The organism is Streptomyces sp. NPDC092045 (assembly GCF_044756005.1).
GTDB lineage: Bacteria > Actinomycetota > Actinomycetes > Streptomycetales > Streptomycetaceae > Streptomyces.
On record NZ_JBIVSC010000001.1, the window covers coordinates 227272 to 252957 of the forward strand.

The window sequence follows — 25686 nt, forward strand, 5'->3', positions numbered from 1 at the left end:
TACGATCGCCGCGAAACCAGCGCCGGAAGAGGCGCTTTCGGTCAGTCTTGAAGGGACCCTCCTCTTGCGCCGGATCACCAGGATCACGACCGTGGGCATCGCCTCCGCGGCGCTCGCCCTCTCCGCCACCGCGTGTGGCAAGTCCTCGACGGACACCGGTTCCAGCTCCGCGTCGGACTCGAAGAACATCACGGCCGCCATCGCATACGACATCGGCGGCCGCGGCGACCAGTCCTTCAACGACGCCGCCTACGCCGGCCTGAAGAAGGCCGAGGACGAGCTCGGCGTCAAGGGCAAGGAGGCCGAGCCGTCGGAGGGTGAGGGCGACGCCGACAAGGTGCAGCGCCTCACCGCCCTCGCCCGCGCCGGCAACAACCCGGTCATCGGCGTCGGCTTCGCCTACGCCCCGGCCATCGCGAAGGTCGCCAAGGCCTACCCGAAGACCACGTTCGGCCTCATCGACGACACCTCGGTGACCGCCCCGAACATCGCCAACCTCGTCTTCAACGAGGAGCAGGGCTCCTACCTGGCCGGCGTCGCCGCCGCCAAGACGTCGAAGACCGGCACGGTCGGCTTCATCGGCGGCGTCGAGGTCCCGCTGATCAAGAAGTTCGAGGCGGGCTTCGCGCAGGGCGTCAAGGACACCAACCCCAAGGCGAAGGTGCTCGTCCAGTACCTGACCCAGCCGCCGAACTTCGACGGCTTCTCCAAGCCCGACCTCGGCAAGGCCGCCGCGCAGGGCCAGCTCGACAAGGGCGCCGACGTGATCTACGCCGCCGCCGGTCTGGCCGGCTCGGGCTCGATCGAGGCCGCCGCCGCCGCGGACAAGTGGGCCATCGGCGTCGACTCCGACCAGTACAACCAGGCGGGTCTGGCCTCCTACAAGGAGCACATCCTGACCTCGGTCACCAAGGACGTCTCGGACTCCGTCTTCAACCTGATCAAGTCGGTCAAGGACGGCAAGCCGCAGAGTGGCGAGATCCGCTACGGCCTGGCCCAGGACGGCGTCGGCCTGTCCGAGTCCAACCCGGAGTACAAGAAGATGACCGACGTCATCGCCGCCGTGAACGAGGCGAAGAAGAACATCGTCGACGGCAAGATCACGGTCAAGACCGCTCCGTAAGGAACCGCAGGTCAACGACCACAGGGCCCGGCGACGGTGGGACCCCCACCGGAGCCGGGCCCCGTTCCCGTACGGATTTTCATTTTTCGGCAGTGCTACGCGTGTAGATGTCTCCCTGGCACGATAGCTTCGCCCCGCCCTGCCCTCCCGCTCCCACTCCTTCCGGCCAAGGAGAGTGCGTCATCAACGCGTCCAGCCCCCCTGCCGTAGAACTGCACGGCATCACCAAGCGATTCCCCGGCGTCGTCGCCAACAAGGACATCGCCATCACGGTCCGCAAGGGCACCGTGCACGCCCTCATCGGCGAGAACGGCGCCGGCAAGTCGACCCTCATGAAGATCCTCTACGGCATGCAGAAGCCGGACGAGGGCACCATCGCCGTCGACGGCGAGCAGGTCACCTTCTCCAGCCCCGGTGACGCCATCGCGCGCGGCATCGGCATGGTGCACCAGCACTTCATGCTCGCCGACAACCTCACCGTCCTGGAGAACGTCGTCCTCGGCGGCGAGAAGCTCTACGGCATCGGCGCCAAGGCCCGGAAGAAGATCCGGGAGATCTCCGACCAGTACGGCCTCGGAGTCCGCCCGGACGCCCTCGTCGAGGACCTCGGCGTCGCCGACCGGCAGCGCGTGGAGATCCTCAAGGTCCTCTACCGCGGCGCCCGGATCCTCATCCTCGACGAGCCGACCGCCGTCCTCGTCCCGCAGGAGGTCGACGCGCTCTTCGACAACCTGCGCGAGCTCAAGTCCGAGGGCCTGACCGTCATCTTCATCTCGCACAAGCTGGGCGAGGTCCTGAAGGTCGCCGACGACATCACCGTCATCCGCCGGGGCACCACCGTCGGCACCGCCGACCCGGGGACCGCCACCACCAAGCAGCTCGCCGAGCTGATGGTCGGCAGCGAGCTGCCCTCCCCGGAGACCCGCGAGTCGACCGTCACCGACGTGCCGATGCTCCAGGTCCGCAACCTGGTCCTGTCCGAGGCCGGCGCCGTCGCCGCGGCCCCGCTGACCAGCGCGGCCCCGCCGGACCCGGCCGGAGCCACCACCTTCCCGGAGGAGGGCACCGAGGGCCGCAAGCTCCTCGACGACGTCTCCCTCACCATCCACAAGGGCGAGATCCTGGGCATCGCCGGCGTCGAGGGCAACGGCCAGACCGAGCTCATCGAGGCCCTCATGGGCATGGCCACCCCGGACTCCGGCGTGATCACCCTCGACGGGCAGGACATCTCCAAGATCTCCGTGCGCAAGCGCCGCGAGGGCGGCATCGGCTACATCCCCGAGGACCGGCACCGCCACGGCCTGCTCCTGGAGGCCCCCCTCTGGGAGAACCGCATCCTCGGCCACGTCACCGAGGCACCCAACTCCAGGCGCGGCATCCTCGACCCGAAGGCCGCCCGCCGGGACACCGAGCGGATCGTCCGCGAGTACGACGTGCGCACCCCCGGCATCGACGTCACCGCGGCCTCCCTCTCCGGCGGCAACCAGCAGAAGCTGATCGTCGGCCGCGAGATGAGCCACGCGCCCAAGTTCCTGATCGCCGCCCACCCCACCCGCGGCGTGGACGTCGGCGCGCAGGCGCAGATCTGGGACGCGATCCGGGACGCCCGCCGCGAGGGCCTGGCGGTGCTGCTGATCTCCGCCGACCTCGACGAGCTGATCGGCCTCTCCGACACCCTCCGGGTCATGTACCGCGGCAAGCTGGTCGCCGACGCCGACCCCGCCACCATCACGCCCGAGGAGCTGGGCTCCGCCATGACCGGCGCTGCCACCGGCCGACTCGAAGGCACCGAAGAGCACCCCGGAAACGGTGACGCCCGATGATGAAATTCGACAAGGACCGGCTGATCCTGGGCGCGGCGGGACCGGTGCTCGCGCTGGTCTCCTCGTTCGTGCTCACCGTGCTGGTGCTGCTCGCGACCGGACTCGACCCGATCGAGCCGATCCGGATCATGATCGAGAACGCCGGGTACTCCGACATCCAGGTCCTGATCGTCAACCAGACCGGGATCTACTACCTCGCGGCCCTCGCCGTGGCGGTCGGCTTCCGGATGAACCTCTTCAACATCGGCGTCGACGGCCAGTACCGGCTCGCCGCGATGGTCTCCGCCCTCGTGGGCGCCTCCGTCGAGCTGCCGGGCCCGCTGCACATCCTGCTCATCGTGCTCGTCGCGATGCTGACCGGCGCCTTCTGGTCCGGCATCGCCGGCATCCTCAAGACGACCCGCGGGGTCTCCGAGGTCGTCTCGACGATCATGCTCAACGCCATCGCGACCTCCCTGGTGGCCTGGCTGATCCTGCCGAAGAACTTCGGCGTCCAGCCCGCCGGCTCCAACAACCTCACCACCGGTGAGATCTCCGAGTCCGGCTGGTTCCCCGGCATCGACATGGGCCAGGGCAACGGCGTCATCTACGGCTTCACCTTCGTCGCCCTCGCCCTCGGCGTCGTCTACTGGTTCGTCCTCAACCGCACCCGGTTCGGCTTCGACCTGCGCGCCACCGGCGCCAGCGAGTCCGCCGCCCAGGCCAGCGGCGTCGACGCCAAGCGGATGATCCTCACCTCGATGCTGCTCTCGGGCGCGCTCGCCGGCCTCTCCGGCATGCCGACGCTGCTCGGCGAGTCCCACACGTACAGCCTCGACTTCCCGGTCGGCGTCGGCTTCACCGCCATCACCATCGCGCTGCTCGGCCGCAACCACCCGGTCGGCATCCTCTTCGCCGCCCTCCTCTTCGCCTTCCTCGACAAGGCGTCCTCGTCGCTCGACACCTTCGGCTACCCGAAGGAGATCACCAAGATCATGCAGGGCATCATCGTGATCGCCGTGGTCGTGTCCTACGAGCTCGTCCGCCGTTACGGCCTCCGCCGCCAGCAGCAGAAGGTCGGCGAGGAACTCGCCGCCGGCGGCGCCCTCAAGACCGACAAGGAGGTCTCGGCATGAGCACCGCCGCTGCCACCAAGCCGAGCGCCGCGCCCAAGGGCGGCGGACGCCGCAAGCTCACCCTGCCGTGGATCATGCTGATCGTCGCGGCCGGCCTCGTGCTCTTCTCCCTGGTCCGGGTCGTCTCCGGGGCCGACGACCTCACCTCCGTGGGCCAGGTCTCCGGTGCGCTCCAGCTCGCCGTCCCGATCGGCCTCGCCGGCCTCGGCGGCCTGTGGGCCGAGCGCGCGGGCGTCGTCAACATCGGCCTCGAAGGCATGATGGTCCTCGGCACCTGGTTCGGCGCCTGGGCGGGCTACCAGTGGGGCCCCTGGGTGGGCGTCCTCTTCGGCCTCCTCGGCGGCGCGCTGGGCGGTCTGCTCCACGCGATCATCACCGTCACGTTCAACGTGAACCACATCGTCTCCGGCGTGGCGATCAACATCCTCGCGGTCGGCTTCACCCAGTACCTGTCGAACTTCACGTTCGCCGAGGCCCCGGGCGGCTCCTCCAAGCAGTCCCCCCGCATCGAGGCGATCACCAAGATCACGATTCCAGGGCTCTCCGACTGGTTGCAGGACCTCCAGGCCAAGCACTGGTTCCTGGTCTCCGACCTCGCCGGCATCCTCGGCGGCCTGGTCACCAACCTGTCGCTGCTCACCGTCGTCGCGATCCTGCTGATCCCGGCCACCTGGTGGATCCTGTGGCGCACGGCCTTCGGCCTGCGGCTGCGCTCCTGCGGCGAGAACCCGGTCGCCGCCGAGTCCCTGGGCGTCAACGTCTACAAGTACAAGTACATCGCCGTCACCGTCTCCGGCGCCCTCGCCGGCCTCGGCGGCGCCTTCCTCGCGATCGTCGCCACCGGCATCTACCAGGAGGGCCAGACCGGCGGCCGCGGCTACATCGGCCTCGCCGCGATGATCTTCGGCAACTGGATGCCCGGCGGCATGGCGCTCGGCGCCGGCCTCTTCGGCTTCACCGACAGCCTCAAGCTGCGCGGCGGCGCCGAGAACGTCCACGCGCTGCTGCTCCTGGTCGCGCTGCTCCTGGTGATCGCCGCCCTCTGGCAGCTGTACAAGAAGAAGTACGTGGTCGCGGTGGTCTCCGCCGCCTTCTCCGCCGTGTTCTTCCTCTGGTACGCGCTGACCGACGAGGTCCCGAGCCAGTTCGTCGACGCCGCTCCGTACGTCACCACCCTGCTCGTGCTCGCCCTGTCGGCGCAGCGCCTGAGGATGCCGAAGGCGGACGGACTGCCCTACCGGAAGGGCCAGGGCAAGTGACCGCGAAGCTCTCCGAGACCGACTGGGAGGCCCTGCGGGTCGCGGCCCGCGAGGCGATGTCCCGCGCGTACGCCCCGTACTCGGGCTTCCCGGTCGGCGCGGCGGCCCTCGTGGACGACGGGCGGACGGTCTCCGGCTGCAACGTGGAGAACGCCTCCTACGGCCTCGGCCTGTGCGCCGAGTGCGGGCTCGTCTCGCAGCTCCAGGCGACGGGCGGCGGCCGGCTGACCCACTTCGTCTGCGTGGACGGCCGGGGCGAGCCCCTGGTCCCCTGCGGGCGCTGCCGGCAGCTCCTGTTCGAGTTCGGGGGCCCCGACCTCGTCCTGGAGACCCCGGCCGGGCTCCTGCCCCTGGCCGAGATGCTCCCGCAGGCGTTCGGTCCGGACCACCTGTCGCGGTAGCACTTCGGAGCGGCCCTTCCGGCACGATGGGGAGGGCCGCTCCTCCTTTCCCCCTCTATGCGCGTAGAAAGAGGCATCACCCCATGGACGTCATCTCCGTCATCCGCACCAAGCGGGACAAGGGCGAGCTGAGCCCCGAGCAGATCGACTGGGTCATCGACGCGTACACCCGCGGCGCGGTCGCCGACGAGCAGATGTCCGCCCTGGCCATGGCGATCCTGCTGAACGGCATGAACCGCGACGAGATCGCCCGCTGGACCGCGGCCATGATCGCCTCCGGCGAGCGCATGGAGTTCTCCTCGCTCTCCCGTCCCACCGCCGACAAGCACTCCACCGGCGGCGTCGGCGACAAGATCACCCTGCCGCTCGCCCCGCTCGTCGCCGCCTGCGGCGCGGCCGTGCCGCAGCTCTCCGGCCGCGGCCTCGGCCACACCGGCGGCACCCTCGACAAGCTGGAGTCGATCCCCGGCTGGCGCGCGCTGCTCTCCAACGAGGAGATGCTGCACGTCCTCGACACCACCGGCGCGGTCATCTGCGCGGCGGGCGACGGCCTCGCCCCGGCGGACAAGAAGCTGTACGCGCTCCGCGACGTGACGGGCACGGTCGAGGCGATCCCCCTGATCGCCTCGTCCATCATGTCCAAGAAGATCGCCGAGGGCACCGGCTCGCTCGTCCTGGACGTCAAGGTCGGCACCGGCGCCTTCATGAAGAACATCGAGGACGCCCGCGAGCTGGCCTCCACCATGGTCCGGCTCGGCACCGACAGCGGCGTGCGGACGGTCGCGCTCCTCACCGACATGTCGACCCCGCTCGGCCTGACCGCAGGCAACGCCCTGGAGGTCCGCGAGTCCGTCGAGGTCCTCGCGGGCGGCGGCCCGGCGGACGTCGTCGAGCTGACGATCGCGCTCGCCCGGGAGATGCTCGACGCGGCCGGGATCAAGGACGCCGACCCGGCGAAGGCCCTCGCCGACGGCTCCGCGATGGACGTCTGGCGCCGGATGATCGCGGCCCAGGGCGGCGACCCGGACGCGACCCTCCCGGTCGCCCGCGAGCAGCACGTCGTGACGGCCCCGTCCTCCGGCGTCCTGACCCGCCTCGACGCCTACGACATCGGCATCGCCGCCTGGCGCCTGGGCGCGGGCCGCGCCCGCAAGGAGGACCCGGTGCAGGCGGGCGCGGGCGTCGAGCTCCACGCCAAGCCCGGCGACACGGTCACGGCGGGCCAGCCCCTCCTGACCCTCCACACGGACACCCCGGAGAAGTTCGACTACGCCCTGGGCTCCCTGGAGAACACCTGGGACATCGCCCCGGAGGGCACGTCCTTCACGGCCTCCCCGATCGTCCTGGACCGCATCGCCTGACGCGTCCGGCCGAACGGGACCGGTGGCCCACCGGTCCCGTTCGGCGCAACGGGGTCTTAAGACCCGTCCCCGACAGCAGCCCCGGCGGCGTCCGCATGTCCTCGAAGACCACCGTCCCCGGGCCCGTCAGGCGGTCCGCGCGGGTCAGGCCGCCGCGGTGGCCGAAGGCGCGCGTTCCGGCGGCGCGGGCCGCCCCGACGCCGTACGGGCCGTCCTCGACGACGGCGCAGCGACCGGGCGGGACGCCCATCGCGGCGGCGGCGTGCAGGAAGAGGTCCGGGGCGGGCCTGCCCCGGGCGACGTCGTGGGCGCTGAAGATCCGGTCCGCGAAGCGCTCCAGGAGCCCGGTGCGGCCGAGGTTCCGCCGGATCGTGGGGTGGCTGCCGTCGGAGGCGGGGCAGTTACGGGACGGACAGCGCGTCCAGGACGTCGGTGACGCCCTCGACGGCGGTCGGCTCGGCGTCGGGCGCGTCCTCGCACCGCTGCCGGAGCTCGTGCTAGCCGGGCTCCAGGGGGCGTCCTGTGCGCTCCTCCAGGATCGCGGTCAGGGCCTCGTGGGAGGAGCCCGCGAACCGCTCGACGATCTCCGCCCCGGTGAACTCCGCCCCGAGCCCGGCGAACACCTCCCGGTCCACCCGGCAGCAGATCCGCTCGCTGTCCACCAGCACGCCGTCGCAGTCGAAGGTCACCAGTTCGACAGGTTCGAGAGCCATGATCGGGAGCCCGGTCAGCGGGTCCTCCGATGAGTTCCCGCCCCCGCTCCGGTCTCACCGGCGTGGACACCAGTCAGCCCGGCACCAGCCGGTCCCTCGTCGTGACCCTGAGCGCCCGGCCCGGGCGGGAGGAGGTCGACCGGCTCTGCGCGGAGCTCGCCGCCGCCCCGCCGACCGAGGTCGTCTGCGAGGCCGGCGCGCTCGTGCCGGCCGGGCTCGCCGCCGTCGACGCCCTCGCCCGGCTGAAGCTCGCGGCGGCCCGGCACGGCCACCGCCTCCGGCTCCACGGCGCCGGCCCCGACCTGCGGGCCCTGCTCCGGCTGACCGGACTCGACGAAACGCTAGGCCTCCAGCCGTGACGGCAGGTCGAAGAGCGGGAACCAGCGCTCGGTGTCCAGGAAGAAGTCCATCCCCGCGACCTTGCCCTCCCGCAGCTCCAGGACGATCAGCGCCCAGGGGACGAAGCCGCCCGCCGGGTCCGGGTGGTACTGGGCGAACGCCGGCGACCCGTTCGCCACGGTCGGCACCAGCTTCGAGCCCGCGCAGACCTCGCCGACGCCCAGCATCCAGCCCACGATGTTCTCGTGCCCCCGGAGCCACAGGTCGTACGGCGGCATGGACATCGTCGCGTCCTCGTGGAGGAGCGCGGTCAGCGCCTTCATGTCGTAGCCCTCGAAGGCCGCCACGTACCGCTCCAGGAGCGCCTTCTGCTCCTCGTCCAGCGGGTCCGCCGGGTCGGAGGCGGCCGGCGCCTGCTCGGCCAGGGTCGCGCGGGCCCGCTGGAGTGCGCTGTTCACCGAGGCCACGGAGGTGCCGAGGAGCTCGGCGACCTCGCTCGCCCGCCACGCGAGCACCTCGCGCAGGATGAGGACCGCCCGCTGCTTGGGCGGCAGGTGCTGGAGCGCGGCCACGAACGCGAGCCGCACGGTCTCCCGGGAGACGGCGGCCTCGGCCGGGTCCGCCACCGAGGGCAGCACCCGTCCGTCCGGCACCGGCTCCAGCCAGGTGATCTCGGGCTGCTTCACCAGCTGCGCCCGCGCGACCGGCGTCGGGGAGGTCAGGTCCATCGGCCGCGCCCGCCGGTTCCCCGCGTTCAGCGCGTCCAGGCAGACGTTGGTCGCGATCCGGTACAGCCAGGACCGCAGCGAGGAGCGGCCCTCGAAGGAGTCGAGCGCCTTCCAGGCCCGCACCATGGTGTCCTGCACCGCGTCCTCCGCCTCGAAGGAGGAGCCGAGCATCCGGTAGCAGTAACCGGTCAGCTCACGGCGGTACTTGTCGAGTTCCTCGGTCGTCGCGACCACGGCGCCGCTCATCGGTCCACACCCCGCTCACCCTCATCGGCACCCGTCCGGTGCCGATGAGAGCGAAGCTACCGCAGCCCACTGACAGCCGGGGTCACGTTCCCGGCTTGCGCCCGTAGACGTAGACGTCGTCCCCGTTCCGCAGCAGGTTCCAGTACGCCTTCGCGTCGGCCGGCGTCATGTTCACGCAGCCGCCCGAGCCCGGCGGGTTCCACATGGACTTGGTGGTCGAGTGGAAGGCCTGCCCGCCGTCGAAGAACTGCGCGTACGGCATGGAGACGTTGTAGAGCGTCGACCAGTGGTTGATGTTCCGCCAGTAGATCTTCTTCGCACCGGTGCGGGTCTCGGTCCCGTCCTTGCCCGTGCGCACCGGCACCGGACCGTACTTCAGCGTGGCGCCGTCCTGGATCCAGCTCAGCTGCCGGGTCAGGTCCACGCAGGCGATCCGGCCCTTGTTGGTCGGACACTTGCGGTCCTTGTTCGGGTTCTTCCCGGCCGCCCGCTGCTGGAGCATCGTGTTCATGGTGCGCCAGGTGATCTCCCCGGCGTACCCGGCGGTCGGCGTGATCCCGTGCTTCTTCTGGAAGGCCTGGGTGGCCGCGCAGTCGGCGGCCGACTGGCGCCCGTCGACCGGCCGGCCCAGGAACTTCTCCACCTGCTTCTGGTACGGGCCGGTCGTCACGTTGCAGGACGCGGCCTCCGCCGTGCCCGTGCCCAGCGCGATCGTCAGCGGCACCACCATCGCCGTCAGACCGGCCGTGACGGCCGCCCTCCGGCCCGTTCGGCGTATGACTTCCCTCATGATCCTCTGCACCCCCTGGAGTCCTGTTCCCGAAGACGTACGGGGGAGTCTGGCGGTTGCGGGCCGTCCCGGGAAGTGGGGGAGCGGGGAGGACGGGCCGTCAGGCGGTCGCCGGACGGATCCGCCGGGCCTCCACGCGCGCGCTGTGCGTGCCGTACAGGGTGACCGAGACGACGCCGAGGACCGCGACCAGGCCGATCAGGACCGTGCCCGCCCAGCCGCCCGCGTGGAAGGCGACCGCGCCGAGGGTGCCGCCCGCGCTGGAGCCGAGGTAGTACGCCGACTGGTACAGCGCCGAGGCCTGCGCCCGGCCGGTCTTCGCCGTCCGGCTCACCGAGGAGGACGCGACCGCGTGGCCCGCGAAGAAGCCGGCCGTGATCAGGACGAGGCCCGCCAGGACCGCCGGGAGCGCGTCGGAGAGCGAGAGCAGCAGGCCCGCGGCCGTGGTGGAGACCGCCAGGTAGAGCGCCCCGCGCCGGCCGAGCCGGCCGACCAGCTTCCCCGCGGCGGCCGAGGAGACCGTGCCGACCAGGTACACCAGGAAGATCGAGCCGATCACGCCCTGCGGCAGCGAGAACGGGGCCTCGGCCAGGCGGTAGCCGATCACGGTGTACACCGCGCCGAAGACCGTCATGAACAGGGCGCCGATCGCGTAGAGCCGCATCAGCAGCGGGTCGGCGAGGTGCGTGCGGACGGTGCGCGCCAGCGCCTTCGGGTGGAGCGTGCCCGGGGTGAAGTGCCGGGCCCTCGGCAGCAGCGCCCGGAAGGCGAGCGCGCAGGCCAGGGAGAGCAGGCCCACGGCGGCCAGGCCCGCGCGCCAGCCCCAGAGCTGGGCGACCCAGCCGGACACGATCCGGCCGCTCATCCCGCCGATGGAGTTGCCCGCCACGAAGAGGCCGATCGCGCCGATCAGCGCCTTGGGCCGCACCTCCTCGGCCAGGTACGCCATCGCGGAGGCCGGGAGCCCGGCGAGCGCCGCGCCCTGGAGCGCGCGCAGCACGACGAGGGACTCCAGGTTCGGGGCGAGCGGCACCAGGAGCGCCAGGGCGACCGCGACCGAGAGGGAGACGGTCATCAGGGTGCGCCGGCCGAAGCGCTCCGAGAGGGCGCTGAGCGGCAGGACGCACAGGGCGAGGGCGCCGGTCGCGGCGGAGACCGTCCAGGAGGCGGCGGAGGCGGTGGCGCCGAAGTCGGCGGAGATCGCCGGGAGGAGGGCCTGCGTGGAGTAGAGGAGGGTGAAGGCGGCCAGCCCGGCGGCGAAGAGCGCGAGGCTCATGCGGCGGTAGCCGGGGGCACCGGGGGAGAGGCGGGTGTCGGCGGACGCGGGGGTGGCGGCCGCCCTGGTACTGGCGGAAGGCATGTCACGAACGTAGGACGACGGCTTTCATGCGTCCAATGCACGGAACTGCTGTAATCGTTCCCATGGCGCATGAGTACAGGTCACAGCCGCGGCTGTCACCGAGTAGTAACGAAGAAGACATGGGGCTGCTGCTCGCGCCCCGGCTCGCGTACTTCGCTGCCGTCGCCCGGCACGAGCACGTGACCCGGGCCGCGGCCGAGATGGGCGTCCCGCAGTCCACGCTCTCCCGGGCGATGGTCCGGCTCGAACAGGACCTCGGCGTCGCCCTCTTCGCCCGCCGGGGCCGCACGGTCTCCCTCACCCCGGCGGGCCGCCGCTTCCTCACCGCCGCCGAGCGGGCCCTCGCCGAGGTGGAGCGGGCCGCCGACACCGTGCGCGCCGACGCCGACCCGGCCGCCGGACGGGTCGCCTTCGGGTTCCTGCACACCATGGGCTCCGAGACCGTCCCCGGGCTCATCCGCGCCTTCCGGGTCGACCACCCCCGGGTCCGCTTCACCCTGGTCCAGAACTACGGCGAGGCGATGATCGAGCGGCTGCGGGCCGGCGACCTCGACCTCTGTCTGACCTCGCCGGTGCCGGACGCGCCCGACCTGGTGGCCCGGCGCCTCGACGAGCAGCGGCTGCGGCTGGTCGTCCCGGACGACCACCGGCTCGCGGGCCGCAAGCGGGTGCGGCTCGCCGAGGCCGCCGACGAGACCTTCGTGACCCTGGAGCCGGGGTACGGGCTGCGCCGCATCACCGACGACCTGTGCGCGGAGGCCGGGTTCAAGCCCCGGGTGGCCTTCGAGGGCGAGGAGGCCGAGACCCTGCGCGGCCTGGTCGCCGCCGGCCTCGGCGTCGCCCTGCTGCCCCCGCCGGCCGTCCCCCGGCCCGGCGTCGTCGAACTGACCGTCACCGCCCCGCGCGCGGTCCGCGAGATCGGGGTCGCCTGGCTCGACGGCCACCCGGACACGGCCCCGGTGGCCGCCTTCAAGAAGTTCCTCCTCGGCCGGCGCGGCCACCTCCTCCCGAAGGAGCCCTCGCCCCCGGCGTGAGGACCTTCTCCGGGCCCGCGTCCCGGACCGGGCCGCCGGAGCCCCGCCTCACCGCCGCCGCGCGCCCCCGAACCCCGCCGCCAGCGGCATCCGCAGGCCGAGCGGCGGGGGCGCGGCGAAGGCGTCGGTCAGCGGGCGGGCGACCGGCCGGGAGAAGAGGGCGCCGAGCACGAAGTCGGCGGCCAGGGCCCGCACCTCGTCCGCGTACTGGCGCAGCCCGTGCCCGTCCGAGTGCACCTCGAAGCGGCAGGTCTCCCGGTTCGCCTTCTTCGCCCGCTGGGCGAAGCGGAACGACAGCTCCGGGTCCGTGCGGGCGTCGTTCGTGCCGTGCACGAGCAGCACCCGGCGCCCCACGAGCTGCCGCACCGGCTCCGGCTCGGCCGCCACGTCGTCCTCCGGCAGCCAGGGCGCGAGCGCCAGGACCGCGCCGACCGCGTCCTCCCCGGCAGCCCGCAGCGCGGCCCGCCCGCCGAGCCCGTGCCCGGCCAGGCAGACCGGGACGTCGCCGTAGCGCCGCACCGCCTCCGCGACCGCCCAGGAGGCGTCCGCCGCGAGGTCGGCGTCCGCGCCGTTCCAGCCGCGCGCCCGGTAGCGCACCACGTGCGCGACGAGCCCCTCGGCCCGGCCCGCCCGCACCAGGGCGCGCCCGAGCGGGAGCATCGCCGCGTGGGCCCGCGCGGAGGCCCGCCGCCTCGACGACGGCTCGCCGTCCGGGAGCAGCAGCACCACGCCGCCCACCGCCGACGTGCCGGAACCTGCGACGGGCCGTCCGAGCCGGGGTCTCCGTGCGTCGGGCGGCCCCACGAGTGCGAAGTGCGCCATGGCAGAACAGTCTCAGAAGCCGAGGTGTACGCCAGCCGTACGCGCGGTCACTGTTGCGTATCGCCGCCCGCGCTTCGAACGGCCGTGCCCGGCAAGCCCGTTCGAGCCCCCGGGGGCGCCGCCGCGCGCGCACGGGAAGTCGAGCGCCACGAGGGGCGCTCTACGCGCGTAGGGGCTAGAGTGCGGCAATGACGAGCCAGACCCACAGCGTCCCCACCGCGGACCAGATCCGCCGCGCCCCGAAGGTGCTGCTCCACGACCACCTCGACGGCGGGCTGCGCCCCGGCACGATCATCGAACTCGCCCGCGAGCAGGGCTACGAGAACCTCCCCGAGACCGAACCCGACAAGCTCGGCGCCTGGTTCCGGGAGGCCGCCGACTCCGGCTCCCTGGAGCGGTACCTGGAGACCTTCGCGCACACCTGCGCCGTCATGCAGACCCGGGAGGCCCTCTTCCGCGTCGCCGCCGAGTGCGCCGTCGACCTCGCCGAGGACGGCGTCGTGTACGCGGAGGTCCGCTACGCCCCCGAACAGCACCTGGAGGGCGGCCTCACCCTCGAAGAGGTCGTCGAGGCCGTCAACGCGGGCTTCCGCGAGGGCGAGCGGCTGGCCAGGGCGAACGGCCACCGCATCCGGGTCGGCGCCCTGCTCACCGCCATGCGGCACGCCGCCCGCTCCCTGGAGATCGCCGAACTCGCCAACGCCTACCGCGACTCCGGCGTCGTCGGCTTCGACATCGCGGGCGCCGAGGCCGGCTACCCGCCCACCCGCCACCTCGACGCCTTCGAGTACCTCAAGCGGGAGAACAACCACTTCACGATCCACGCGGGCGAGGCCTTCGGGCTGCCCTCCATCTGGCAGGCGCTCCAGTGGTGCGGCGCCGACCGCCTCGGCCACGGCGTCCGGATCATCGACGACATCGAGGTCGCGGACGACGGCTCGGTGAAGCTGGGGCGGCTCGCCGCCTACGTCCGCGACAAGCGCGTCCCCCTGGAGATGTGCCCCTCCTCCAACCTCCAGACCGGCGCCGCCGCCTCGATCGGCGAGCACCCCATCGGGCTGCTCCGCACCCTGCACTTCCGCGCCACGGTCAACACCGACAACCGCCTCATGAGCGGCACGAGCATGAGCCGGGAATTCGAGCTGCTGACCGAGGCATTCGATTACACGCTCGACGACATGCAGTGGTTCACGGTCAATGCGATGAAATCGGCGTTCATTCCTTTCGATGAACGACTCGCCATGATCAACGAGGTCATCAAGCCCGGATACGCCGAGCTCCGGTCCGAATGGCTGTTCCAGCAGACCGCCGCGACCAGCGGGTCTTCCGGCACGGAGGGCTGAGCCAAGTTCTCGCGGAGGGACGGAGGCGGCCGGGGCGGCACGACACCCGGCCGCTTTCCGGTGTTTGCGGCGGGGACCACCGCTGGTTAGGTTGCAGAGCCGCTCTGCGTTCCCCATTCCCCGGATTTCCCCGCACGGCTTTCCCGAAGCCCCCGGATTCCCCCAAGGAAGATTCTCAGATGAAGCAGTCCGCCAAGAAGCTCGGTGTCGTCGCCCTCGGTGCCGCTTTCGCCGCTGCCGCCGCCGGCACGGCCTCCGCCGCCCCGGTCGTGCCCGCCGCCCCCGACGCGCTCGGCCTGGTGACCCAGACCCTGCCGCTGGGCGACGGCCTCACCGAGCTCCCCGACGGTGCCGCCGAGTCCCTCGGCGCCGGGCAGGGCGCCCTCGGCCAGGGCCTGGACCAGGCCACCCAGACCCTTCCGGCCGCCGCCGGCCAGGCCACCCAGAACCTTCCGCTCGCCTCCGCCGCCGGCGCCCTCGGTGCCGCCCCGCTCGGCGGCCTCCTCGGCGGCCTGCCGCTGAACGGCCTCCCCCTGAACGGCCTGCCGCTCGGCTGACCGGGCCCGCGAGGCCCCGTACGCACACGCCGTACGACCCCATACGCACACGCCGTACGCACGCACGCCGAAGGGGCGCGCACCCGGAACCTTCCCGGGCGCGCGCCCCTTCGGCGCGGGCCGGCGTCCCTACCAGGCCGCGCTCTCCGTCTTCCGCTCCGACGGCAGCAGCAGCCACAGCGCCAGGTAGAGCAGGAACTGCGGGCCCGGCAGCAGGCAGGACACCAGGAAGATCAGACGCATCGTCGTCGCGGAGGTGCCGAAGCGCCGGGCGAGCGCCGCGCACACCCCGCCGATCACGCGTCCGTCACGGGGGCGGATGAGTGCGGCCATGGTGGGCTCCTTCGGGGTCGGCCCGGGAGCCGCTCCGTCGGGCTCCCGATGACTCCATACTGCCGTCGGGAAGGGGGACGAAACGTCGGTCTACCGGGCGATCGGGACCCTGGAAATCGTCGGGGTCGCACCCTGAGAACCCTCGTTCCGCAGCAGGGCGGAACCCCGGCCCCGCCCCGTCCCTCCGGAGGACCCCGACCGGCCCGCCCCCGACCTGCGGCGCAGCAGGCTCCGCCCGGCCGGCACCAGGAGCAGGTGCGCGAGCACCACGCCCGCCGTGTTCAGGAGGACCGAGTCCACGTCCACGACCTGACCCGGCACCGCGGTCTGGAGCAGCTCCACCGCGAGCGACACCAGGGCCCCGGCGGCGGCCGTCCGGGCCAGGGAGGCCCAGCCGGGGACGTCGAGCCGCCCGTCGGCCATCGGGAGCAGCACCCCGAGCGGGGCGAGCAGCAGCAGGCCCTCGCCGATCAGCCGGGCCGCCTCGGCGGAGCCCAGCGCGAGATCGGCCCGGAGGCCGTCCAGGGGGATCGTGTTCGGCGCGGTCACCCAGGCCACGTCCCGTGGGCGCAGGCTGACCCAGGCGACGAGCAGCAGATGCGCGAGGAGGAGGACGAACCCCGTCGCGCGGACGACCACGGCGGCACTGCCGCCCGAACCTTGACGCTGCACGCCCCCCAAGACGTGCCCGGGAGCGGAATCGGTTCCGCCGCGGGGCGACTCAGCCGGTCGGAGCCGCGGGGGGCGACCCCGGGACCGGCCCCGAGGGCGAGGCCGTCGCGGTCGCCGGCGGGGCCGTCGGCGGGGCGGACTCCGGGCGCTCGCGCAGCTCCGCCGTGCAGCGGTAGCGCTTCGGCGCGTACGGACCCGGGCCGCCGAGCAGGACCGTGCGGTCGCCCGCGCCCGCCGAGCTCTCCCCGAAGGAGCAGACGAGCTGCGACAGCGCGACCGGCGCCAGGTCCTCCGGCTGCCGGCTCAGCCGCAGCGTGCCCACCGGGTCGCCCCGGTGCCCGCCGCCCACCGTCAGCGGACCGCGCACCGCGGTCGTGAAACCGGCCCGCCGCTCGTCCTCCGACGGCGCGGCGAGGAGCTGCGCGAGCAGCAGCCGGGCCGTCCGCACCGGATCGGCGTCCGCCTTCCCCTCCGGCAGCGGAGACCGGCGGTCCACCGTCTCCAGCTGCGAGCCGCAGACCAGGAACACCCGGACCGGCACGCCCGGGGCCGAGGTCCCCGGAGTGCCGTCCCCAGCCGTCCTGCACGGCACCCGGGACGGGGCCGCGCCCGCGTCCACCGGCACCGACGTCGTCCTGATCCCGCATCCGGCGACCAGGGCCGCGAGCGCGAGCGCGCCGGCCGTGGTCCCGAGGGCACGGAGCCTCACGCTTCCTCCACCTCGCCCCGACCGCTGCGGGTCCGCACCTCGCTGGTGATCCCGGAGGCGTCCAGGGGCAGCCGCAGCACGAACACCGCGCCGTCGACCTCCCCGTCCCCGTCCACCGAGTTCGAGGCCGTGATCGAACCGCCGTGGATCAGGGCGTTCTCCATGGCGATCGACAGGCCGAGACCGCTGCCCTCGGACCGGGGCCGGGACGCGCTGGCCTTGTAGAAGCGGTCGAAGACGTGCGGCAGCACCTCCTCGGGGATGCCGGGACCGTGGTCGCGGACCGCGATGACCAGCTCCCGGTCCTCCGTGCGCACCGACACCCGCACCGGCGAACCGCCGTGCTTGAGCGCGTTCCCGATCAGGTTCGCCAGGATCACGTCGAGCCGGCGCGGGTCGAGCGGCACCACGATCCCGCGCTCGGCGTCCAGGTCCACCGCGTCCAGCCACGCGCGCGCGTCCACGCACGCGGTGATCTGGTCGGCGATGTCCACGTCGTCGAGGACGAGCCGGGCGGTGCCCGCGTCGAAGCGGGTCACCTCCATCAGGTTCTCCACCAGGTCGTTGAGGCGCCGGGTCTCGCTCACCACGAGCGCCACCGCGGGCGCGATCATCGGGTCCAGGGAGTCCTGCTCGTCCTCCAGGACCTCCGTGACGGCCGTCAGGGCGGTCAGCGGGGTCCGCAGCTCGTGCGACATGTCGGCCACGAAGCGGCGGCTGGACTCCTCGCGGGCGCTCATGTCCGCGACCTTCTTCTGCAGCGACTCGGCCGCCCCGTTGAACGTACGGGTCAGGTCGGCCAGTTCGTCCGCGCCGGTCACCCGCAGCCGGGTGTCCAGCTTGCCCTCGCCGAGCTGCCGGGCCGCCTCCCCGAGCCGGTGCACCGGACGCAGTACGGTCGTCGCCGCGACCTGCGCGAGCAGCACCGAACCGGCCACCGCGAGCGCGGTGGCGATCCCGAGCGACCAGGCCAGCGAGTTCAGATCGGCCTTCTCCGCCGCCAGCGACTTGAACATGTAGCCGGCGGGCCCGCCGCCGTCGATCCGCGTCCCGCCGACCAGGTACGGCGTCCCGCCCCGCTCCGTGCGCTGCCAGAACAGGTGGTACGGGTACGGGTTGGCGTCCGTCACCGGCCGCCGGGTGTCCACGGCGTCGCGCAGCGGACGCGGCACGTCGGCCAGGGTGAAGTCGTCCGGGTCCGAGGCGCCCACGATCGGCTTGCCCTCGTCCCGCTCGCCGAGCAGCAGCACCTGGTAGCCGGCGCTGCCGCTCGCCATCTGCTCGGCGGTCCGCCGCAGCTCCTCCTGGCCGGGCCGCAGCGGCAGCGTCGCCACCCGGTTCTGCATCTCCTGCCGGAAGTCGTTGAGCGCCCCGTCCTGGGTGCGGGTGAGCACCGCCTCGCGGTTGAGCCAGTACGCGATGCCGGAGGCGGCGACGGCCGCGGTGAGCGCGACCAGGGCGAAGACGACGACGAGCCGCAGGCGCAGGCTGGAGAGGCGCAGCCGCGCGAGGATCCCTCGGCTCACGCAGGGACGTCCAGCCGGTAGCCGACGCCGCGCACGGTGCGGATCAGGGTCGGCGAGGACGGCACGTCCTCCACCTTGGCGCGCAGCCGCTGCACACAGGCGTCGACGAGCCGCGAGTCGCCCAGGTAGTCGTGCTCCCACACCAGCCGCAGCAACTGCTGCCGGGACAGCGCCTGTCCGGGCCGCCGGCTCAGCTCCAGGAGCAGCCGCAGCTCGGTCGGGGTGAGCTGGAGGTCCTCGCCGTTCTTGGTGACCGTCATCGCCGACCGGTCGATGACCAGCGAGCCGTACGTCGCCGAGTCCGTCGACTCCCGCTCCCCGCGCCGCAGCACGGCCCGGATGCGGGCGTCCAGGACCCGGCCCTGCACGGGCTTGACGACGTAGTCGTCGGCCCCGGACTCCAGGCCCACGACCACGTCGATGTCGTCGCTGCGCGCGGTCAGCAGGATGATCGGCAGCTGATCGGTCCGACGGATCCGCCGGCAGACCTCGAAGCCGTCGATGCCGGGCAGCATGACGTCGAGCACGACCAGGTCCGGCCGCTGCTCGCGCAGCAGCTGGAGGCCGTCCTCGCCCGTGGCGGCGGTGGCCACCCGGTGGCCCTGCCGGGACAGGGACAGCTCCAGGGCCGTGCGGATGGCGTCGTCGTCCTCGATCAGCAACAGAAAAGGCACGGCAGCATTCTGTCTCATTCGGCCGTCCGAGTTCGACCGCTCGGCGCCACGCTTCCGCGACGGCCCCTGTGACACGCCTGTGACAGTCGGCGGACAACGCCATGAAGTCCCCCGGGCAAGCTTCTTGGCACACGGACCGAAACACACTCCAGCCGACGGGGGGCGCGAGATGAACGCACTGCACAGCACCAGCTCAAGCGCAGTTGTCACGCGTCTCCACGACGTCGTGCGGAGCACGGAGAAGTCCGGCGCGCAGAACGGACGGGGGTGCGTTCGCAGCGTCGGACGTCAGCGCAAGGCGCCGTACATGGTGGCCGTCGCTGACGGGGGAGCGGTGTACGGGGAGGCCACGGGGGAACGCTCTGGCTGTTCGGAGGCCGAGTTCACGGCCTACGTCCAGGAGCGTCGGGCCTCCCTGTACGCCACCGCCTACCACCTCACCGGTGACCGTTTCGAGGCCGAGGACCTGCTCCAGAGCGCGCTGTTCTCCACGTACCGCGCCTGGGACCGGATCAGCGACAAGGCCGCGGTCGGCGGGTACCTCCGCCGGACCATGACCAATCTGCACATCAGCGCCTGGCGCCGCCGCAAGCTCAACGAGTACCCCACCGAGGAGCTGCCGGAGACGGTCGGCGAGACGGACGCGATGCGGGGCACGGAGCTGCGCGCGGTCCTGTGGCAGGCGCTGGCCCGGCTGCCCGAGCTCCAGCGCACGATGCTGGTGCTCCGGTACTACGAGGGCCGGACCGATCCGGAGATCGCGGAGATCCTGGACATCAGTGTCGGCACGGTGAAGTCGAGCATCTGGCGCTCGCTGCGGCGACTGCGCGAGGACGAGGTGCTGAGCTTCGGCCGTGACGAGGAGGAGTCCTTCGGCGAGCTGGTGGCCTGAAGGCTGGGGGGAAACGGGGGAACGGGGGGAACGGGGGAGAAGAGGGGGGAACGACCCACGGGGGCCCACGGGGGAAACGGGGCTCGCGGGGAAGCACGGGGGAACCGTACGGGGGTACGGGGGAAAAGGAAGAAGCGGATCGTACGGGCCCGGGGGTCTCGTACGGTCCGCTTCTTGCGTGTCGGGGGAAGCCCTTACGGGCGGGTGGCCGGGGTGCGGTGACGGCCCGCCGCGGCGGCGGCCAGTCGGCCCAGGGCCTCCGGCTTGGCGCAGGGGTGGGCGCCCAGCTCCGCCTGGCGGGCCACGATCGCGCGCTCGGCCCGCATCAGGCGCCAGCCCCGGCGCAGCAGGAACGGCACCGACTTGCGGCCCTCCCTGAGGTCCCGGGCGAGACGGCGGCGGAACGTCGTCGAGGGGCGGCCGCGCAGGCAGATCGCGTCGGCCAGGACGCCGAGGTCGCGGCAGCGGGCCACGATCTCGGCCGCGAAGATCCCCTCCGCCACGAACAGCGGGGTCCGCCCGATGTCCAGCCCCTCCCGGCCCGTCCGGGAGCTGGTGGCGAGGTCGTACACGGGGACGTCGGTCCGCCCCGTACGGCACAGCTCGACGACGGCGGAGACGGCGGCGTCCGCGTCCCAGGACTGCGGCGAGTCCCAGTCGATGTCCGGACTGCCGTCGACGAGCGGGAGCGACGGGTCGTCGTGCTCCTTGTAGAAGTCGTCGAGGCGCAGGACCGGGAGGCCGGTGACGGCGGCGAGGGACGACTTGCCGGAGCCGGAGGGGCCCGTCAGCAGGACGACCCGGGTCGGGATCGGTTGGGAACTCACGGAACACCAGTGTGAGGCATTCCCCCGTGCAGGGGACCCCCAGGGAGGGCGTTGGTATCGGGCGTCACACCTCCACTACTGTCGGTGTCCGCCCGAACACCCCCTGGAAGGAACGCCATGGCGCGTCACGCAGCCCCCCGCACCTCCCGTCGCAGCGCCCTGCTCAAGGCCGGACTCACCGTCACGGCGGCGGGCGCCGCGCTGGTCGGCGCGGGGGCCGGGGCCCAGGCCGCCGCCCCGCTGCCGCTGCCGGTCGACTCCCTGACGCAGACGGACGCCGCGGCGGCCGGCGCGGGCGCGCTCGGCGGGGTCGGGCACGCCCTGGGCCCGCTGACCCGGCTCCAGCTCGACCCGCTGGCCAACACCGGCGTCGACCCCCTGGACAACGGACTCGGCACCCAGGTCGCCGACTTCAAGCCGGTCGGCACGAACCTGGTCACCGACCACCTCACGAAGGGCGGGGCCGTGGCGGACCTGCCGGTGGTCGGACCGCTGTCGCAGGGGCTGCTCCCCTAGCGGAGGCGCGGACGCGCGGAGGGCCCCCGGGGATCGTCCCGGGGGCCCTCCGCGCGTCTCCTCGTACGAGGAGCCGGGGCTAGTACGAGGAGCCGGAGGCGCCCAGGCTGCCCGTCGGGTGCCAGACCGTCTTCGTCTCCAGGAACGCGGTCATGCGGTCCGTGCCCGGGGAGTCCGCGAAGTCCTCGGTGCGGCGGCGCAGCACGCGCTTCAGGTTGTCCGCCGCCGCGATCTCCAGCTCGCGGGCGAGGTCGTCGTCGGCCGCGCCCGTCAGGTCGATCGCGTTGACGTCCTGGTGGGCCGCGAGGTGCGGGCCCATCTCGGCGGCCCTGCCGGAGAGGATGTTGACCACGCCGCCCGGCAGGTCGGAGGTGGCGAGCACCTCGCCCAGGGAGAGCGCGGGCAGCGGGTACCTCTCGCTCGCGACCACCACGGCCGTGTTGCCCGTCGCGATCACCGGGGCGATCACCGAGACCAGGCCGAGGAAGGACGAGTCCTGCGGGGCCAGGACCGTGACGACACCGGTCGGTTCGGGGGTGGAGAGGTTGAAGTACGGTCCCGCGACGGGGTTGGCGCCGCCCGTGACCTGGGCGATCTTGTCGGTCCAGCCCGCGTACCAGATCCAGCGGTCGATCGCGGCCTCGACGACCGCGGCCGCCTTCGACCTCGACAGGCCCTCCGCCTCCGCCACCTCGCGGACGAACTGCTCCCGGCGGCCCTCCAGCATCTCGGCGACGCGGTAGAGGACCTGGCCGCGGTTGTACGCGGTCGCGCCCGCCCAGCCGCCGAAGGCCTTGCGGGCGGCGACGACCGCGTCACGGGCGTCCTTGCGGGAGGACAGGGGCGCGTTCGCCAGCCACTTGCCCTTGGAGTCCGTCACCTCGTACACCCGGCCGCTCTCGGAGCGGGGGAACTTGCCCCCGACGTACAGCTTGTAGGTCTTGAAGACGCTCAGACGCCCCGCGGCGGAGCCGCCGATCGAACCCTTGCCGTCAGACATCGAGGTAGGCCTCCAGACCGTGACGGCCGCCCTCGCGGCCGAAGCCCGACTCCTTGTAGCCGCCGAAGGGCGAGGTCGGGTCGAACTTGTTGAACGTGTTGGCCCAGACGACGCCGGCCCGGAGCTTGTTCGCCACCGCGAGGATGCGGGAGCCCTTCTCCGTCCAGATGCCCGCCGACAGGCCGTACTGGCTGTTGTTGGCCTTCGCCACGGCCTCGTCGGGCGTGCGGAAGGACAGCACGGACAGGACCGGGCCGAAGATCTCGTCGCGGGCGACGGTGTGCGCCTGCGTGACGTTCGTGAAGAGCGTCGGAGCGAACCAGTAGCCGGCGGACGGGATCTCGCAGGCTGCGGTCCAGCGCTCGGCGCCCTCCGCCTCGCCCCGCTCGACCAGGTCGGTGATGCGGGCCAGCTGCTCCGGGGAGTTGATGGCGCCGATGTCGGTGTTCTTGTCCAGCGGGTCGCCGAGGCGGAGCGTGGACAGGCGGCGCTTGAGCGCGTCGAGCAGCTCGTCCTGGACCGACTCCTGGACCAGGAGGCGCGAGCCCGCGCAGCAGACCTGGCCCTGGTTGAAGAAGATGCCGTTGACGATGCCCTCGACGGCCTGGTCGATCGGGGCGTCGTCGAAGACGATGTTGGCGCCCTTGCCGCCCAGTTCCAGGGTGACCTTCTTGTCCGTGCCCGCGACGGAGCGCGCGATGGCCTTGCCGACGGCGGTCGAACCGGTGAAGGCGACCTTGTTCACGTCCGGGTGCTCGACGAGGGCGGCGCCGGCGTCCCCGTACCCGGGGAGGATGTTGACGACGCCCTTGGGCAGTCCGGCCTGGCGGCAGACGTCCGCGAAGAACAGGGCGGTCAGGGGGGTCGTCTCGGCCGGCTTCAGGACGACCGTGTTGCCGGTCGCGAGCGCCGGGGCGATCTTCCACGCCAGCATGAGCAGCGGGAAGTTCCACGGGATGACCTGGCCGGCGACGCCGAGCGGGCGCGGGTTCGCCCCGTAGCCCGCGTGGTCGAGCTTGTCGGCCCAGCCCGCGTGGTAGAAGAAGTGCGCGGCGACCAGGGGGAGGTCCGCGTCGCGGGTCTCCTTGATCGGCTTGCCGTTGTCCAGGGTCTCCAGGACGGCCAGCTCGCGGCTGCGCTCCTGGATGATCCGGGCGATCCGGAAGAGGTACTTGGCGCGCTCGGAGCCGGGCAGCGCGGACCACTTCTCGAAGGCCTTGCGGGCCGCCCTCACCGCGCGGTCGACGTCCTCGGCGCCCGCGCGGGCGACCTCGGACAGGACCTCCTCGGTGGAGGGGGAGACGGTCTTGAAGACCTTGCCGTCGGCCGCCTCGACGAACTCGCCGTCGATGAACAGGCCGTAGGAGGGGGCGATGTCGACGACGGACCGGGACTCGGGCGCCGGCGCGTACTCGAATGCAGATGCCATGTTGATCAGTCCACCGTCACGTAATCGGGGCCGGAGTAGCGGCCGGTCGCCAGCTTCTGGCGCTGCATCAGCAGGTCGTTGAGCAGGCTGGAGGCGCCGAAGCGGAACCAGTGGTTGTCCAGCCAGTCCTCGCCCACCGTCTCGTTGACGAGCACCAGGAACTTGATCGCCTCCTTGGTGTTGCGGATGCCGCCGGCCGGCTTCACGCCCACCTGCACGCCGGTCTGCGCGCGGAAGTCGCGCACGGCCTCCAGCATGAGGAGCGTATTGGCCGGGGTGGCGTTGACCGCGACCTTGCCGGTCGAGGTCTTGATGAAGTCCGCGCCGGCCATCATGCCGAGCCAGGAGGCGCGGCGGATGTTGTCGTACGTGGACAGCTCGCCGGTCTCGAAGATCACCTTCAGGCGGGCGCGGTCGCCGCACTCCGCCTTGATCGCGGCGATCTGCTCGAAGACCTCCAGGTAGCGGCCGGCGAGGAAGGCGCCGCGGTCGATGACCATGTCGATCTCGTCGGCCCCGGCGGCGATGGCGTCGGCGGTGTCGGCGAGCTTCACGGGGAGCGCGGCCCGGCCGGCCGGGAAGGCGGTGGCGACCGAGGCGACCTTGACGCCGGAGCCCGCGAGGGCGGCCTTGGCGGTGGCCACCATGTCGGGGTAGACGCAGACGGCGGCGGTCGTCGGGGTCGTGCGGTCGGTCGGATCGGGGTGGACGGCCTTGGCGGCGAGCGCCCGGACCTTGCCCGGGGTGTCCGCGCCTTCGAGCGTCGTCAGGTCGATCATGGAGATGGCCAGGTCGATGGCGTACGCCTTGGCCGTGGTCTTGATCGAGCGGGTGCCGAGGGACGCGGCGCGCGCCTCCAGGCCGACGGCGTCGACGCCGGGCAGCCCGTGGAGGAAGCGGCGCAGCGCACGGTCGGACGTGGTCACGTCGGCGAATGCGGGTGCTGCGGGTGCAGTGGTGGGCATGGTCACCAGTCGAGCATATCTACGCGCGTAGCGACCTGTACAGGGGGTGGGGTCCGCCGAGCCCGAGGTCACAGCCGGGCAGCCGGGGCGGTGGGGCCGGGAGGGTGCGGGCGATCGGCCGGGTGGGTGTGGGGCGGGTGCGGGTGATCGGTGGCGGGCTCCCCGCCCGTCCGGGTCCGGATGGCCCCCGCAGGACCGCCGTCCTCCGCGTCAGGGAGCTGGAGCAGGTCGACGAGGACGCCTTCCCGACCGCCAAGGTGTACGGGGACACCACCCGGCCCGAGCTGCGCCTGATCACCTGCGGCGGCGAGCTGCTCGACGGCCACCGCCCCGACGACATCATTCTGTACGCCGACCTCGTGGCCGTGCGGGCCGCCTGAGCCCCCGTCCGCCCGCTGAGGCAGAATCGGCGGCATGACGACCCCCGAGCCGACCCCCGAGCCGAGCCACGAGCCCAGCCCCGGGTCGACCCCTGAGCAGCCCTACGCCGACCGGGCCTTCCGGTCGCCCCTCGGGATCGCGAGCGGCGTGTTCCTGCTCGCGCTCGCGGGCGTGTTCGCCGGTGACGCGATGGTCCGCGGCGAGGGCCGGACCCCCTGGCTCGCGCTCGCGGGCCTCGTCCTCGCCGTGCCGCTGATCGTCGCCTTCACGATCCGGCCCGCCGTGTACGCGAACGACCGCCGGCTCCGGGTCCGCAACCCGTTCCGGTCGATCACGCTGCCCTGGGCCTCCGTCGCCGACGTCCGCGCCGGCTACTCCAGCGAGGTCTTCACCCAGGAGGGCGAGAAGTACCAGCTCTGGGCCGTCCCCGTCTCGCTGCGCCAGCGCAAGAAGGCCGCCCGCCGGGCCGCCCGCGCCTCCCAGGACGACCCCCACGGCCGCACCTCCGTCACCGCCGACGTGCGGCAGAGCGCCGCGCGCACCGCGCCCACCGACCAGACCGTCGCCGACCTGCGCGAGCTCGCCGAGCGGCACGCCGGGAGCCCGGAGGCGCAGGGCGAGCCGCAGGTGCGCTGGGCGTACGAGATCATCGCGCCCGCCGTCGCCGGGCTGCTGCTCCTGGTGATCCTGGGGGCGACGGGCTGAGCGCCCGCCCTCCCGGACGCGCGTCGGGGCCGGTACGGAATCC

27 protein-coding genes and 1 pseudogene are annotated in these 25686 nt (G+C 72.7%); 14 read left to right on the forward strand and 14 right to left on the reverse strand.

Going from position 1 to position 25686, the window contains the following annotated elements; translation table 11 throughout:
• Positions 1–64: 64 nt before the first annotated feature.
• From ACIQKA_RS01055 to ACIQKA_RS01080, 6 genes are all read left to right on the forward strand, one after another.
• Complete coding sequence (locus ACIQKA_RS01055; protein ID WP_383151176.1) at positions 65–1123, forward strand: BMP family protein; 1059 nt, start codon at positions 65–67, stop codon at positions 1121–1123.
• Positions 1124–1230: 107 nt separating this feature from the next.
• Complete coding sequence (locus tag ACIQKA_RS01060; RefSeq protein WP_383151175.1) at positions 1231–2946, forward strand: ABC transporter ATP-binding protein; 1716 nt, start codon at positions 1231–1233, stop codon at positions 2944–2946.
• Positions 2943–4061, forward strand: coding sequence for an ABC transporter permease (locus ACIQKA_RS01065; protein WP_383151174.1), 1119 nt, complete (start codon positions 2943–2945; stop codon positions 4059–4061). The genes ACIQKA_RS01060 and ACIQKA_RS01065 overlap by 4 nt, the downstream gene beginning before the upstream one ends.
• Positions 4058–5320, forward strand: a complete 1263-nt coding sequence (locus ACIQKA_RS01070) for an ABC transporter permease (RefSeq protein ID WP_383151173.1) — start codon at positions 4058–4060, stop codon at positions 5318–5320. Before ACIQKA_RS01065 ends, ACIQKA_RS01070 begins: the two co-directional genes overlap by 4 nt.
• Entirely contained in the window at positions 5317–5721 is a 405-nt protein-coding gene (locus ACIQKA_RS01075; RefSeq protein WP_383151172.1) for a cytidine deaminase, read from the forward strand. Before ACIQKA_RS01070 ends, ACIQKA_RS01075 begins: the two co-directional genes overlap by 4 nt.
• 83 nt (positions 5722–5804) lie before the next feature.
• A complete protein-coding gene (locus tag ACIQKA_RS01080; RefSeq protein ID WP_383436637.1) occupies positions 5805–7082 on the forward strand; it encodes a thymidine phosphorylase in 1278 nt (425 codons plus the stop codon).
• Between the two features lie 67 nt (positions 7083–7149).
• Here ACIQKA_RS01080 and ACIQKA_RS01085 read toward each other — a convergent pair.
• Positions 7150–7795: pseudogene (locus tag ACIQKA_RS01085) on the reverse strand (HAD family hydrolase); the annotation flags it as partial.
• A gap of 29 nt (positions 7796–7824) precedes the next feature.
• Here ACIQKA_RS01085 and ACIQKA_RS01090 point away from each other — a divergent pair.
• Entirely contained in the window at positions 7825–8154 is a 330-nt protein-coding gene (locus ACIQKA_RS01090) for an STAS domain-containing protein (RefSeq protein WP_383151169.1), read from the forward strand.
• Here ACIQKA_RS01090 and ACIQKA_RS01095 read toward each other — a convergent pair.
• The 3 genes from ACIQKA_RS01095 to ACIQKA_RS01105 all read right to left on the reverse strand — a co-directional run bounded on the left by ACIQKA_RS01095 (position 8137) and on the right by ACIQKA_RS01105 (position 11258).
• Positions 8137–9108 (reverse strand): sigma-70 family RNA polymerase sigma factor, encoded by a 972-nt coding sequence (locus tag ACIQKA_RS01095; RefSeq protein WP_402539590.1) that lies wholly within the window; start codon positions 9106–9108, stop codon positions 8137–8139. The two genes, ACIQKA_RS01090 and ACIQKA_RS01095, sit on opposite strands and share 18 nt — an antisense overlap.
• A gap of 82 nt (positions 9109–9190) precedes the next feature.
• A complete protein-coding gene (locus ACIQKA_RS01100; RefSeq protein ID WP_383436666.1) occupies positions 9191–9838 on the reverse strand; it encodes a L,D-transpeptidase family protein in 648 nt (215 codons plus the stop codon).
• A 160-nt stretch (positions 9839–9998) separates the two neighbouring features.
• Entirely contained in the window at positions 9999–11258 is a 1260-nt protein-coding gene (locus ACIQKA_RS01105) for an MFS transporter (RefSeq protein WP_402539591.1), read from the reverse strand.
• Positions 11259–11320: 62 nt separating this feature from the next.
• Between ACIQKA_RS01105 and ACIQKA_RS01110 the strand changes: the two genes are divergently transcribed.
• Positions 11321–12292: a LysR family transcriptional regulator gene (locus ACIQKA_RS01110; RefSeq protein WP_402539592.1), complete on the forward strand. Its 972-nt coding sequence runs from the start codon at positions 11321–11323 to the stop codon at positions 12290–12292.
• Between the two features lie 48 nt (positions 12293–12340).
• Here the strand turns inward: ACIQKA_RS01110 and ACIQKA_RS01115 are convergent, their stop codons facing one another.
• A complete protein-coding gene (locus tag ACIQKA_RS01115) occupies positions 12341–13114 on the reverse strand; it encodes an alpha/beta hydrolase (protein WP_383436648.1) in 774 nt (257 codons plus the stop codon).
• A gap of 188 nt (positions 13115–13302) precedes the next feature.
• Between ACIQKA_RS01115 and ACIQKA_RS01120 the strand changes: the two genes are divergently transcribed.
• Both ACIQKA_RS01120 and ACIQKA_RS01125 read left to right on the forward strand, forming a co-directional pair.
• On the forward strand, positions 13303–14457 hold the full coding sequence (locus tag ACIQKA_RS01120; RefSeq protein WP_383151164.1) for an adenosine deaminase: 1155 nt from the start codon (positions 13303–13305) through the stop codon (positions 14455–14457).
• A 179-nt stretch (positions 14458–14636) separates the two neighbouring features.
• The gene (locus ACIQKA_RS01125; protein WP_383151163.1) at positions 14637–15014 is read left to right on the forward strand and encodes a hypothetical protein; all 378 of its coding nucleotides are present in this window, start codon (positions 14637–14639) and stop codon (positions 15012–15014) included.
• A 129-nt stretch (positions 15015–15143) separates the two neighbouring features.
• Here the strand turns inward: ACIQKA_RS01125 and ACIQKA_RS01130 are convergent, their stop codons facing one another.
• The 5 genes from ACIQKA_RS01130 to afsQ1 form a co-directional block, all read right to left on the reverse strand.
• Positions 15144–15347, reverse strand: a complete 204-nt coding sequence (locus ACIQKA_RS01130) for a PspC domain-containing protein (protein ID WP_383151162.1) — start codon at positions 15345–15347, stop codon at positions 15144–15146.
• 90 nt (positions 15348–15437) lie between these two features.
• Positions 15438–16028, reverse strand: a complete 591-nt coding sequence (locus ACIQKA_RS01135; protein WP_383441643.1) for a VanZ family protein — start codon at positions 16026–16028, stop codon at positions 15438–15440.
• 40 nt (positions 16029–16068) lie between these two features.
• Positions 16069–16728: a hypothetical protein gene (locus tag ACIQKA_RS01140; protein WP_383436657.1), complete on the reverse strand. Its 660-nt coding sequence runs from the start codon at positions 16726–16728 to the stop codon at positions 16069–16071.
• Complete coding sequence (locus ACIQKA_RS01145) at positions 16725–18254, reverse strand: ATP-binding protein (protein WP_383151158.1); 1530 nt, start codon at positions 18252–18254, stop codon at positions 16725–16727. The genes ACIQKA_RS01140 and ACIQKA_RS01145 overlap by 4 nt, the downstream gene beginning before the upstream one ends.
• Positions 18251–18928, reverse strand: coding sequence for a two-component system response regulator AfsQ1 (afsQ1, locus tag ACIQKA_RS01150; RefSeq protein ID WP_017239746.1), 678 nt, complete (start codon positions 18926–18928; stop codon positions 18251–18253). The genes ACIQKA_RS01145 and afsQ1 overlap by 4 nt, the downstream gene beginning before the upstream one ends.
• A gap of 169 nt (positions 18929–19097) precedes the next feature.
• Between afsQ1 and ACIQKA_RS01155 the strand changes: the two genes are divergently transcribed.
• A complete protein-coding gene (locus ACIQKA_RS01155) occupies positions 19098–19820 on the forward strand; it encodes a SigE family RNA polymerase sigma factor (protein WP_391093407.1) in 723 nt (240 codons plus the stop codon).
• 194 nt (positions 19821–20014) lie between these two features.
• Here the strand turns inward: ACIQKA_RS01155 and ACIQKA_RS01160 are convergent, their stop codons facing one another.
• Entirely contained in the window at positions 20015–20647 is a 633-nt protein-coding gene (locus ACIQKA_RS01160; RefSeq protein ID WP_376237803.1) for a uridine kinase, read from the reverse strand.
• 117 nt (positions 20648–20764) lie between these two features.
• Between ACIQKA_RS01160 and ACIQKA_RS01165 the strand changes: the two genes are divergently transcribed.
• Positions 20765–21163 carry a hypothetical protein gene (locus tag ACIQKA_RS01165; RefSeq protein ID WP_383436660.1) on the forward strand — a complete coding sequence of 133 codons (399 nt, stop codon included), beginning with the start codon at positions 20765–20767 and terminating at the stop codon, positions 21161–21163.
• 79 nt (positions 21164–21242) lie between these two features.
• On the opposite strand, the gene ACIQKA_RS01170 is transcribed toward ACIQKA_RS01165, so the two are convergent.
• The 3 genes from ACIQKA_RS01170 to deoC are packed head-to-tail and all read right to left on the reverse strand — an operon-like array spanning position 21243 to position 24557.
• On the reverse strand, positions 21243–22163 hold the full coding sequence (locus ACIQKA_RS01170; protein WP_402539594.1) for an aldehyde dehydrogenase family protein: 921 nt from the start codon (positions 22161–22163) through the stop codon (positions 21243–21245).
• A complete protein-coding gene (locus ACIQKA_RS01175; RefSeq protein ID WP_383160500.1) occupies positions 22156–23592 on the reverse strand; it encodes an aldehyde dehydrogenase family protein in 1437 nt (478 codons plus the stop codon). Before ACIQKA_RS01175 ends, ACIQKA_RS01170 begins: the two co-directional genes overlap by 8 nt.
• Before the next feature lie 5 nt (positions 23593–23597).
• Positions 23598–24557 carry a deoxyribose-phosphate aldolase gene (deoC, locus tag ACIQKA_RS01180; protein ID WP_383441637.1) on the reverse strand — a complete coding sequence of 320 codons (960 nt, stop codon included), beginning with the start codon at positions 24555–24557 and terminating at the stop codon, positions 23598–23600.
• 137 nt (positions 24558–24694) lie between these two features.
• Between deoC and ACIQKA_RS01185 the strand changes: the two genes are divergently transcribed.
• Positions 24695–24937, forward strand: coding sequence for a hypothetical protein (locus tag ACIQKA_RS01185; RefSeq protein ID WP_402539596.1), 243 nt, complete (start codon positions 24695–24697; stop codon positions 24935–24937).
• A gap of 34 nt (positions 24938–24971) precedes the next feature.
• The gene (locus ACIQKA_RS01190; protein ID WP_383160497.1) at positions 24972–25643 is read left to right on the forward strand and encodes a PH domain-containing protein; all 672 of its coding nucleotides are present in this window, start codon (positions 24972–24974) and stop codon (positions 25641–25643) included.
• Positions 25644–25686: the final 43 nt, after the last annotated feature.